This is a genomic window from Bacteroidota bacterium (assembly GCA_034439655.1).
Classification (GTDB): domain Bacteria; phylum Bacteroidota; class Bacteroidia; order UKL13-3; family UKL13-3; genus CANJUD01.
Window position 1 is genome coordinate 1 of sequence record JAWXAU010000050.1, and the last position, 12935, is coordinate 12935.

The 12935-nt window shown below is 36.4% G+C and carries 8 protein-coding genes; 5 read left to right on the forward strand and 3 right to left on the reverse strand.

Annotated features, from left to right (window positions below):
- Together SGJ10_03075 and SGJ10_03080 are read left to right on the forward strand one after the other, a co-directional pair.
- A partial coding sequence (locus tag SGJ10_03075) for an MFS transporter (protein ID MDZ4757107.1) occupies positions 1 to 1151 on the forward strand: 1151 nt, incomplete at its 5' end.
- Positions 1152 to 1249: 98 nt separating this feature from the next.
- A complete protein-coding gene (locus tag SGJ10_03080) occupies positions 1250 to 2350 on the forward strand; it encodes an anhydro-N-acetylmuramic acid kinase (GenBank protein MDZ4757108.1) in 1101 nt (366 codons plus the stop codon).
- A gap of 270 nt (positions 2351 to 2620) precedes the next feature.
- On the opposite strand, the gene SGJ10_03085 is transcribed toward SGJ10_03080, so the two are convergent.
- Positions 2621 to 5653, reverse strand: a complete 3033-nt coding sequence (locus SGJ10_03085) for a M1 family metallopeptidase (protein MDZ4757109.1) — start codon at positions 5651 to 5653, stop codon at positions 2621 to 2623.
- Between the two features lie 95 nt (positions 5654 to 5748).
- On the opposite strand from SGJ10_03085, the gene SGJ10_03090 reads away from it, so the two are divergent.
- The gene (locus tag SGJ10_03090) at positions 5749 to 7140 is read left to right on the forward strand and encodes a tetratricopeptide repeat protein (protein MDZ4757110.1); all 1392 of its coding nucleotides are present in this window, start codon (positions 5749 to 5751) and stop codon (positions 7138 to 7140) included.
- A gap of 236 nt (positions 7141 to 7376) precedes the next feature.
- Positions 7377 to 8702: a hypothetical protein gene (locus SGJ10_03095; GenBank protein ID MDZ4757111.1), complete on the forward strand. Its 1326-nt coding sequence runs from the start codon at positions 7377 to 7379 to the stop codon at positions 8700 to 8702.
- Here the strand turns inward: SGJ10_03095 and SGJ10_03100 are convergent, their stop codons facing one another.
- Entirely contained in the window at positions 8703 to 9467 is a 765-nt protein-coding gene (locus SGJ10_03100) for an SDR family NAD(P)-dependent oxidoreductase (GenBank protein ID MDZ4757112.1), read from the reverse strand. It abuts the gene before it with no gap.
- A 287-nt stretch (positions 9468 to 9754) separates the two neighbouring features.
- Here SGJ10_03100 and SGJ10_03105 point away from each other — a divergent pair, with 287 nt between their 5' ends.
- The gene (locus tag SGJ10_03105) at positions 9755 to 10702 is read left to right on the forward strand and encodes a tetratricopeptide repeat protein (GenBank protein ID MDZ4757113.1); all 948 of its coding nucleotides are present in this window, start codon (positions 9755 to 9757) and stop codon (positions 10700 to 10702) included.
- Positions 10703 to 10837: 135 nt separating this feature from the next.
- Here the strand turns inward: SGJ10_03105 and SGJ10_03110 are convergent, their stop codons facing one another.
- Positions 10838 to 12442: a methylmalonyl-CoA mutase family protein gene (locus tag SGJ10_03110; protein ID MDZ4757114.1), complete on the reverse strand. Its 1605-nt coding sequence runs from the start codon at positions 12440 to 12442 to the stop codon at positions 10838 to 10840.
- Positions 12443 to 12935 lie beyond the last annotated feature (493 nt).

The window sequence follows — 12935 nt, forward strand, 5'->3', positions numbered from 1 at the left end:
CTATTATAGGGTTACTCATTTCTGTAGCGGGTGCTTTGCTCATGTTACCTGCAGTAGAATTAGGTTCTTTCCCATTTATATTGACTTCATTTTTTGTAATCGGACTTGGGTTTTCATTACAGCAAATAGCTGCACAACCTTTTGTGGTAGCTCTTGGTACGCCTCAGAGTGGTTCGCACCGATTAAATCTTGCTGGAGGAATTAATTCTGTTGGGACTTTGCTCGGCCCTATTATCGTAAGTATTATATTGTTTGGTTCTGTCAGTGGCACTGCTGCTTCTAATGTGAGCCCATCGGCCATCAAAGAATTATATATAATACTCACAGGTGTTTTTTTATTGGCTGCAATATTATTAGCAATTGCCAAATTGCCGCATGTAACAAGCGAAGAAGCCTTTGAGCCTGGCATGGGAGCATTAAAATTTCCACAGATGAAATGGGGTATGCTCGCTATATTTACCTATGTAGGAGTTGAAGTAACGATACAAAGTAATATGGGTGAATTATTAAAACAACCCGCATTTGGTAGTTTGGAATCGTCGCAAATAGATAGATATATATCCTTATACTGGGGTAGCCTGATGATTGGCCGCTGGACAGGTGCCATCGGTGCTTTTAATCTTTCTAAAACTGTAAGAAAAATACTCACTGTTATTATACCTTTTATCGCATTTGCTATTATACTTTTTGTAAACAATTTAAAAGGGAATGAAGTAGCAGATTTATATATATATGCAATTGCGGTTTCAGTTTTGGTAATCGGATTTTTAATGGCGAACGAAAAACCTGCACGCACTTTAATGATATTTGGTATTATAGGAATGGTTGCTATGCTAACGGGTTTATTTGCTACCGGACAAACAGCTTTATTCGCATTTGTGAGTGGCGGACTTTGCTGCTCCATTATGTGGCCCTGTATATTTGCGATGTCTATTACAGGCTTGGGAAAGCATACCGGACAAGGTGCCGCATTTTTAATTATGATGATTTTAGGCGGTGCTATTATACCGCCATTGCAAGGAAAATTGGCTGATGAGTTTGGTATATTAACGTCGTATTGGTTGCCCGTATTATGCTTTGCGTATTTAGCATTCTTCGCTTTTAAAGTAAAGAGTATATTAACAAAACAAAACTTAAATCCAGACAAATAAATCATTTACATTTTATAGTTAATATTTGTATTTTTCAAAAATATATAATTGTAAAATAGGCCATCTATAATAACAATTCGAAACTCAAATAAATACAGATGAAACAATATAATGTAATAGGGATCATGTCGGGCACTTCAATGGATGGAGTTGACTTGGCTTATGTTGAATTTACAGAAGACAATGGCAAATGGAGTTATATACTCAAACATGCTGACACCGTTGACTACGAAGAAATGTGGCGGGTGCGTTTGTCGAAATTAAATAGACAAGAGGGAACTATTATAGCCAAAACAAATGTATTTTATGGAAAATATTTGGGTCATCTCGTTGCTGATTTTGTGGTGAAGTATCATATAAATCCACACTTCGTTTCTTCCCATGGGCACACCTTGTATCATGCACCAGCCGAAGGATATACTTTACAAATTGGTGACGGTGCAACTATTACTGCCAACTGTGGTTTGCCTGTAATCAGCGATTTTCGACAAGGCGATGTAGCCCTTGGTGGGCAAGGAGCTCCACTTGTTCCTATTGGCGATATGTTATTATTTTCTGAATACCAATATTGTTTAAATTTAGGTGGTATTGCAAATATAAGTGGTCAACATAATGGTACAACTATAGCTTATGATGTTTGTCCCTGTAATATAGCCTTCAACCGCATTGCTCGCAATAATGGTTTATTATATGATACAGGTGGACAAATTGCTGCTGCAGGACAAGTGAACGAAGATTTATTAAATGTGCTTAATAGCGTAGATTATTATAAAAACCCGGGTCCTAAAAGTTTGGGACGAGAGTGGATTAATAATGATTTCTGGCATCTCACCAAAGAATTTAATTTAAGCAGCGAAGATAAAATGTGTACTTTAGTTGAACATGTAGCTATACAAATTTCGAAAGCATTATATGAAATGGTGGATGGCGAAGAAGAAAAATTGGCTAGCCAAAAAGTATTGGTAACAGGTGGTGGAGCATTCAATCATTATTTAATGGAGCGTTTAAAAGCACAAACATCTGCACAAATTATTATACCCGACGAGCAAACTATTAATTATAAAGAAGCATTAATTTTTGCATTCTTAGGTGTGTTACGTTTCCGTAATGAGAATAATATACTAAGCTCGGTAACGGGTGCTATGAGCGATTCTTGCGGCGGAGCGATGTGGGGGAAATTTCCAATGGTTATAGGTTAGTTATTCCCGCCGCGGCAGGGTTGTACCGAAACTCAATATATAATAGTCCAAAAGAAAGGGACTAATCCCCCGGATCCCGATAATTATCGGGATTAAGCGGGGCTTTCGGGATGTAGTTCGGTATAACATTCTACAAACTAATCCGCCATAGACGGAGAACTATTTTATTTTAACAATTGGTATATTTTATCTACGAATTTAAAATCTACTTCCTATTGAAAGACTCTTCGCTTGAAGCGTCGCTCAGAATGACGTTTAGAAAACATTAATCTACATCCCCAAAGTACTTAACCTGATATATTTCCTATTGGTAGGATTCAGTTTGCTCAAGTCTAAAATAAAGGATATTTTTTTGGCAAACAGTCCTATTTTACTGGTATTGGGGAAATTGGTGTCGAATGCTGTATTGATGGATTGACTATTGAGCAAAGGGAAATAAATGATAAAAGATCGACTGAAAAATGGCAATGACAATCCAAAAGAATACAATGAGGTAGGTGTATATATAGGAATATTGGGACTGCTACTATTATAACTTACACTATTATACAAACTAAAATCTCCATACACCATAAAAGGAATTTTACCAGGCAATGGCAGTTCAAAATTGACTGCTGTAAGCCATTTATCACTATTGCCCATGCTCAGGGGAATATGTATATTTCCATCGCGTGTTAATACTTGATGCGTGAATACATGGTTATCTAAAGTTTGTCCATTTCGAGCTGGCATCAATTGGTCATACGTAAAATCTTGATATCCTTGATTGCCTGTAGGGAAAAAGCTTGCTCGGCCTTGCAGCGTAGTAGTGCCTTTCATGACGCCACCAAAAAACCTATAATACATTTTCTTTTTGATGCTGAAATTAAAATGCCCTACAACTGTTGCTTGCAACCGATTTACATTCCCCCTCAATGATTTTATATTATAGTTTACTGGATTTAATTTGCTATTATCTTTTGAGTTAAATTCTAGATAGGTGTATGTGGTAAAATTTGTTTGTGCAGATTGCCTTTGTAAATTTTTTCCAGTTTCACTTATACCCAATATACCAAATTTGAGATTATTATCACGAAAACTTCTGGGATTTTTTTTGGCCAATAATAAATTTATATATAAGTCGGAGCGGCTATAAAAAGTAAGGGTATCGTCATGAATAAAATTTTTGTAATTACTACTGGCGAAACGGCGAAAATTAATACCCACTTCTACCATATTAATTTTCCTATTTTTGGTTTTGATAAACTTAGTAATATCACCCAACCCTTCTATTCTATTACTTCTGAAACCATACATAGGCACAAAAGTAAATTGCAAGCTACGCAGCGGAACAATCTCATTGCTCAACATACAGCCAAGCATAAAGCCATCATACTTATTAGCGGCAATAATAGGAGCAACGTATAAATTAGCATCGGTGCTTTTTCCTATACCAATCATTTTTATATGAAATGGTTCAGCCTTCTTTAATAGGAAACTATTTTTTATATAATTATTTCTGAGATTGGTTTCTATCATGTAATGTCCTGTATCAATCTTCACCCACTTCCAGTCCTTACAAGGCACTTCAAACGTTTTCTTGCCCTTAAATCCTTCAAATTTATACGAAGATTCTTCTCCCGTTTTGCCTTTCGTATTTAAAAAAACAGGGCTTTCCACCCCTCCTTTATTTTTTACAGTTATATATAATATATCATTCTTTTGTTTGGCTTTTATCAATTTGTAATCCACAGTTTTGGTAGTTCCAATAAGTATATCAAAAAACCAATCCAATTTTTTACCACTCACGGTTTCAAACACCTCACGTATATCTCCAGGTAATGGATGTCTAAATTTCCAAGTATCATAATAGGTCAACATACATTTATCCATAATATCATTGCCCAAATATTCTCGCAGATAATTAAAAGCTAATGCGGTTTTGCCATATACAATACCTCCATAATTTGCATCGGAATATAAGGCTGCGTGGCCTTCAATCGGCTGATCGAGGTTTGCAAATTGCTGCATTTGATACAATATATAATGTTGGTCCATATCATTAATTTCTTTTGTATTCACATAAGTTTTTGCGGCGTTATTATTATCAGTTCTGTTCTTATACCAATCTTCATAAAACGAATTTATTCCCTCATCCATCCATGGGTGTTGGCGTTCGTTACTTCCCAATATTCCATAAAACCAATTATGTCCCACTTCATGTTCTATAGTAGTTGCATCAAGTCCGGGCATTACAGTTATCGTAGGATACTCCATACCACCACCAGCCAATAAAGGACCTTGCACCACGGTAACCACATCATAAGGATATTCGCCCACATGGCTTCCTAAAAATTCGAGTGTGTTTTTCATCGTTGTAAGAGCTTGTGAATAAGTACTTACTTTTGACTTGCCGGCTCTTCCTTTTATATAGTATACTTTGCTCACTACTTTTCTTCCACTTTTTAATATAATATCTTCGCTCACGATTCCAAAATCGGGATTGGCAAACCAAGCAAAATCATGCACTTGCGTTTGTTTATATATAGTGGTGGTTGTACTATCTGCATTATCTATTTTGCTTTGTTCATTTCCTGTTGCAGCAACTATATATTTTTTAGGTACCGTAATTTTTACGTTAAAAGTTCCGAACTCGCTATAAAATTCACCTTGGTCTAAATAAGGCATGGCATTCCATCCATTGGCATCGTATACCGCAGGTTTTGGATACCATTGTGTAATATTAAAATTATAGTTTCCTCTTTCTTTATCATAACCCCAACCCATGCGTGAAAATACTTTGGGAATTTGTACACGAAAAGGTGTTTCAATAGTACACACATCGCCAGGAGCAAGCGGCATAGGTAAAATTAATTGTATAATATCTATACTTGTCGCTCTATCGGTAGCAGATGTTCCTTTAGCTGTAATGCCAACTTTTATCTCAATTCCATTCACATAAAAAATTAATGAATCTATATAACCTTTGCAACTATCTGCTGCAAAATGAAAATCGAGACTACCATTTTCTACTTGTTGCTTGGCAAATGGGGTCTCATTGTTTTTATAAGCATTGGGCCAGAGATGAATGTAAATTTCACGCAATGTTTCAGGTGAATTATTCTTATAGGTCATTTTAATTTTGCCATTCAACTGCCGTTTCACATCGTCGAGTTTTACTTCAATATCGTAGTCGCACTGCTGCTGCCAAGTGCTTTGCTTACTAGCTTGCTGGGCATGTGAAGGTAAGTTGTTGAAAAAAACAAGGCCAAAAAGGGTGAAGAAAGTACCAATTGTGCGAAGCTTGAATAACATTTGCATCATAATTTTTAAATTTTATTTATTATCTTTGAAAGTATATTTACTTACAGGTAATACTAAGTTTGCAAATATAGGCTTATAGAGAGATTATTATGAACATGCCCGAACAACCAGAAGACAAAGAACTACTAGCCTTAGTAGAAGCTTTTGAAAAATCGTTGAACAGCCAAGACAGTGCGTACTTCGACGAAGAACAGCTAGAAGATATTATAGAGTTTTACATGAGCCGTAATAATTTGAAGCGTGCTGATATTGCTGTGCAGCGTGCTGAAGATGCCTACCCTTACTCCACCACTTTCTTAATTAAAAAAGCCAGCCTTCGATTGATGGAAGGCAAACTGATATTGGCCAAACAACATATAGAAAAAGCAGAGTCATTGGAGCCACTCAATCCTGATGTGATGTTGCTAAAAGCAGAACTGGCCTCGCAAAACGACCAATATGATGATGCAGAAAAATGGTTCGAAAAAGCGTTGCAATATGCCGAAGATATAAATGATACTTATTTTGGGATGGCGGTTATATACCTGAATGCCATGCGTTTTGAAAAAGCCGCAAATGCCTTTGAAAAAATATTGGAAACCGAACCCGAAAATGTTCATGCACTATATGAACTCGCTCTCTGTTACCATGAGTTGGGCCGCTATAATGATGCTATCCGTGTATTCAATAAATATATAGATATCGAACCTTATTCTTCGTTTGCATGGTATAATTTGGGTAGCAGCTATGCAGCCAAAGGCTCGCCACAAAAAGCCATCGAAGCATTCGATTATGCCACTATTATCGATGATGGTTTTTCGTCGGCATGGTATAATAAAGGCAATGCCCAATATGAATCGGGGCAATATGAATTGGCGATAGAAAGTTATAAGAAAGTTATAAAACTTGAAAATGATGATGCCACAACTTATTGCAATTTGGGCAATTGTTATCATGCCCTCAATTTGTTTGGATTGGCGATGGGTTACTTTAAAAAAGCACTCAAACTTAACCCCAATAGTAGTGATGGTATTTTTGGTTTGGCATTGATTGCACACGAAAGGCAAAACTATGATGAAGCAGAAGTATTATTACAAAAAGCCATAAGTAAAGACCCGCATAATAGCGAATATCATGGGGCTTACGGCGATTTATTGTATGAAAAAGGTTTGCCACTCGATGCTGTAAAAGAATATAAAACTGCAATTGATCTGGACCCCGACGATGTGGATGCTTGGACCTATATGAGCAATTGCTATAAAGAATCTGCGTTACTAGAAGATGCTTGCCAAACATTGATGAATGCTATCAAAACCATCCCCGATGAATATAGTTTTTATTTTATTTTGGCAGCAAATTATTTGGAAGATGACCAAACACGAGCCTTAGGTATGGAATGGTTGCAACGTGCTATTAAACAAAGCAAAGACAAAGAAGGTTTGTTCAAAATAAATCCCGATTTGAGAGATGACGAGCAGATTGTTGCGTTTATTAAGGGGTTGAAATAATTTTATATGGATGGTCATAAGACGTAACCATAGGCAGAATATATATACTATGGGTGTGTTTATCATCCCTCCCGATAAATATCGGGAGATAGGAGGGATTCAATGACTAAGGCCTGTCCCGAGTTATCGGGGAGAAATCTCACAACAAAGAATTTCAGTGTGCGAAATAAATACCAAAGTGAAACAATTTTTATAAAAATCTTAATGAATTTAATCACTAATTTTGCCACTACAATATGAGCATTTACACCTATGTTACTGAAAATTTCATATTACCCTTTGGTGATATGGTATTTAAATCGAGTGTGATAAAAAATCTTCGCCAATGGCGTAAAACACAATGGTTGAGTGTAGAAGAAATTGCACAGCTAGAGCGTGAAAATTTAAAATCATTACTATCACATGTTCTTAAAAATATTCCACATTATAAAAACTTAAATATAACAGAAAACGAAGACCCCTTTCTTACTTTAAGTAAATTTCCCCTATTATATAAAAAAGATATAAAGTCCGATTTCTATAATTTTATTGATCCCAATCAAGATAAAAAAACTTTAATTAAATACATGAGCAGCGGTTCATCGGGTGTGCAAGGTGAGGGCTACGTAAACAAAGCAGAAGATTCGGCATCCATTGCTATTCAAACCCTTTGGTGGGAATGGGCAGGCTATCGAATGGGCAAACCATTAATTCAAACAGGAGTTTCTTTGAATAGAGGTTTGAAGAAAAAATTAAAAGATAAATTACTTAGAGTTAAATATGAATTGGCATTTAACCATTATGAAAAAGATATCATAAAATTATTAAACAAAATTAATCATACACAAAAATATTATTTCGCTGGGTATGCTTCCTCCCTCTTTGTGTTTTCGCAGCTTGCAAAAAAACAAAGGATTAATGATATAAAACTTAAATCTGTGGTCAGCTTCGGCGATAAAATGTTTCCGCATTACAGGAAATCTATTCAAGAAGTTTTTGGAGCAAAAGTGTATGATACTTATGGTTGTTGCGAAGGAATTATGTTTTCAGGTCAATGCGAATTTGGCCATTATCATATCATGTCGCCACATGTTCATTTGGAGATTGTAGATAAAGATGGGAATCCTGTTTCCGAGGGCACTCTGGGCTATGTGGTTGCAACCCGTCTCGATGGCTATACCATGCCGCTTATTAGGTATTATATGGGTGATATGGCAGTAAAAAATGCCAGAAATAAAACTTGTGAATGCGGAAGAGGTTTCCCTATCATGGAACAAATAATTGGCAGAGATACGGATATTATCCGAACCAAAAATGGCAAATATTTGGTCGTACATATATTTACTTTAATATTTGAACAATATAGCAGTATAAAACAATTTAGGGTAATACAAAAAGTTTTAGAAAATATAGAAATTGAGTATATCCCTGAACCTGATTTTGAAAAATCAATACTTAGTGAAATAAGTAGTAGGATACTTTTAAATACTGAACCTGGCGAATTAAAAATTAATTATACTTGTGTGGATTTTATACCAGCTACGCCCTCTGGCAAGCCACAAATTATACAAAGTTTTTTATAGTTATTCGGGCAACTGCTTGTGGAAAATATAAGAAGTGGGTTGGTCCGTAGCCATCAATACCAGCTCATTCACATTAACATGGGCGGGTGTATTAATCATAAATGCTACCGACTCTGCTACATCCTCTGGTTTTAATGGTGTCCAGCCTTCATAAACTTTTTTGGCTCGTTCGGTATCGCCTTTAAAACGAACAACCGAAATACCTGTTTCAACTGTTCCTGGATGTATGGATGAAACTTTTACGAAAGGAGCCAAATCGATACGCATGCTTTTGCTTAATACATCAATTGCGGCTTTGGTTCCGCAGTATACATTTCCATTCAGATAAGGTTCTTTTCCTGCAATAGATGCCATATTAACAATATGACCTTTTTTTCTCTTCATCATCATTGGGGCTATGGCACGTGTTACATATAATAAGCCTTTCACATTGGTATCAATCATGGTGTCCCAATCATCAGTGTCTCCTTCATGTATAGGGCCGTAGCCCAATACTGTTCCTGCATTATTAACAAGCACGTCTATCGCCCTCCATTCTTCGGGCAAGCCTTCCACAGCACTTTCAACTTCTTGCTTTTTTGTAACATCAAATATAGAAATATGTACATTTACACGATACGTATTTCTAATATATTCAGCCAGCTCTAAAGTCTTTTCTTCAAATCGGTTATTAAGTATTATATTATAACCTATCGAGGCCAATTTGATAGAAATAGCTTTACCTATTCCTTCTGAGGCACCAGTTACAATTGCGATTTTATCCATTACAAGTTGTATATTATATTGCTGTAAATAGCTCTAAACCAAATAAATGATTTGCTGAAGAACGATTCTTAAATTGTTAGCAAAAATAGGCTGCATTTTACATCCTTCCAAATTGTTTTTCAAAGTCATAAATATCATTTTTATAGATAATATGATCAGGCTTCAGAAATACAATAGATTGGACTTTAATAAAACTAATTATTTTTTAAAACTACATTTGCAACTTTCAATTTACATAAATTTGCTCCAAAATAAATATACCCACCGATTCTAAATTAAGATAACCAATGAAATATATTTTCATATTTTTTGTCTCATTCATTTCGCTCAACCTTCACAGCCAAAACGCTCTAGACTATTACAACCAAGCAAAAGCAAAAGACGAATTAAAAGATTACAAAAAAGCTATAGTATTATATACAAAAGCTATTGAGTTAAACCCCAAACTCGTTTCAGCCTATTATAAAAGGGGGAATTCGAGAATTGATTTAGCGAATAAAACAGTTTCCAAAAACAGTATAAAAGTTTATCTAAATCACTATCAAGAATCAATTAGAGACTATGATACTGCAATAGAATTAAATTCAAATTTTGCAGATGTTTACTTGATGAGAGGAATTGCAGAACTTAATGGTAATGAAGATGCAGCAGTCGTGGATTTCTTGAAAGCTATAAAACTCAATCCAGCAGAAATCTTAGCATATAAAAACCTTGGCAATTGTAAATATAATTCTAGAGATTTTGAAGGTGCTATTGAATGTTATAATAAGTGTATTGCAATTGACCCCAATTTTTTTCCCGCATATTTTAACAGGGGACTTTGCCGAATAGAAATGGAAGACAATGTAAATGCATTGAAGGATTTCAATAAATCAATAGAACTAGCCCCCACACATGCAGCTTCTTATTATCAAAGAGGAAATACAAGCCAAGGAAATATGGAGGATAGCAATGCCATTATCGATTTTTCAAAAGCTATAGAATTAAATCCCAATTTGTTTGAAGCATATTATAGCATGGGAATCAGCAAAGCCAATTTAACATTATATAAAGAAGCTATAAAAGATTATAATATAACTATTAAATTAAGTCCGCGATATGCTGAAGCTTATTATCAAAGAGCGAATTGTAAAATTAATTTAAAAGACAATAAAGGAGCCTGCAAAGATTATCATAAAGCAGCAAGCTTTTTTTATAAACCGGCAATTGAGAAATTAAAACAATACTGCAATTGAGAAAAATTACGTTTGCAATCCGCCTCGACGGGAATCATTAACCACCCATATTTGCGTAACTTGAGCGACCCACCGGGGCGTCGGCGGGCATTTACCATTCATTCCGCCGCGGCGGACACCATTCATCTTTTATCGTTATCCCTCATATTCCCCAAAAACTTTTCTAAACACATCAGCTACCTCGCCTAATGTAGCATAGTTCGATACACTTTCTATAATACCCGGCATTAAGTTAGTCCCGTCTTTGGCTTGTTGTTCCAAGGTCTGCAGCAATTCACTAACCTTATTATTATCACGTTGGCTTTTCACCTCATTCAATCTTTTTATTTGTCCTTCACGAATACTATCATCTACTTTTAGTATGGGTGTATCATTGTTTTCAGGTTCTGTATATTTGTTTACACCTACTATAATACTTTCTTCATTCTCAACATTTTTTTGGTGGGCATAAGCTGCTGCTGCAATTTCACGTTGCATAAATCCTTCTTCAATTGCCGAAACCGAACCACCCATATTATCAATTCTTATAATATAGTCTAATGCTAAGCGTTCCATTTCATCGGTCAAACTTTCTATATAATAACTGCCTCCTAATGGATCCACAGTTTGTATTACCCCACTTTCATTGGCAATAATTTGTTGTGTTCTCAACGCAATTTTTGCTGCGGCTTCTGTAGGCAAACTTAACGCTTCATCATACCCATTGGTATGCAAACTTTGCGTACCGCCCAGCACTGCCGACAATGCTTGCAACGTAACACGTACTATATTATTTTGTGGTTGTTGGGCTGTTAAAGTCGAGCCACCTGTTTGTGTATGGAATCTTAGCATTTGTGCTTTAGGTTCTGAGGCACCAAGTTCTTTGGTAATATTTGCCCAAATTTTTCTAGCAGCTCTAAACTTCGCTACCTCTTCAAAAAAATTATTATGGGCATTAAAAAAGAACGACAAGCGTGGAGCAAATATATTAATGTCCATCCCCTTTTCAATCGCTGCTTTTAGATAGGCTTTGCCATTGCTTAAAGTAAAAGCCAACTCTTGCACCGCAGTAGAACCCGCTTCACGTATATGATAACCCGATATAGAAATTGTATTCCATTTGGGCACTTCCTTGCTGCAATATTCAAACACATCCGTAATCAATCGCATACTTGGTTTCGGCGGATATATATAAGTGCCGCGTGCTGCATATTCTTTCAATATATCATTTTGTATCGTACCTCCCAGCTTTCTCACATCACATCCTGTTTTACGCCCCAGTGCTATATAAAACGCTAGCAGTGTAGATGCGGTTGCATTGATGGTCATGGATGTAGTGATTTGTTCCAGACTAATTCCCTTAAACAGAATTTCCATATCAGCTAGCGAATCTATAGCTACGCCTACCTTGCCTACTTCTCCTTCACTCATCGCATGGTCACTATCATATCCTATCTGGGTGGGCAGGTCGAAGGCTACCGACAAACCCATCGTTCCGTTCTTCAGCAAATAGTGGTAACGTTTGTTCGATTCCTCTGCGGTAGAAAAACCTGCATACTGCCTCATGGTCCACAAACGGCCACGATACATATCGGGCTGCACGCCACGAGTGTAAGGAAACTCGCCCGCCTCCTCTGTGTTGTCCCGATGACTATCGGGATGGTTTTTATATATTCGGTCTATCTCTATGCCCGATGTATTTTCAAATGCTTCCATCAAATAGTTATTATTGATTATCACCGCAAAGATGCTTGATTTCATAGGGCATTTCCAAATGAAAATTAGAAATAAACGTGATTGCGACTCCGCAAGTTTGCGGAGTTCATGCGTGGCAAATTTTGTCATATATCACGCTGCTAAAATCAGGCGTCAGCGTGTGCAGGCCTCCCCGCTGTGCGACGGCCATGTGCTATAGCCGAGAGGGGTCAGGGGTGTGTTTACGCTCATACAAAAGATGACTATTCCTTCACCACTTTTTGCACCGCATTACCTATTCTTATTATATATACACCTTGGGGCAATTGTTGCATATCTGTGTTCTTTTGTGTTTGCCCTTTTTGCCAAATGTCTTTATATACTGTTTCACCTAATATGTTATACCAATTCTTAACCTAAAATAGTTCTCCGCCTGTGGCGGATTGGTTTGTAGAATGGAAATACCGAACTACAATAGACCTCTTTCATAATTCAAATAAGAAAAGCCAAATTATAACGGACACTTTATTTTATTGTAGTATCGCTCGCCGCGAACTCC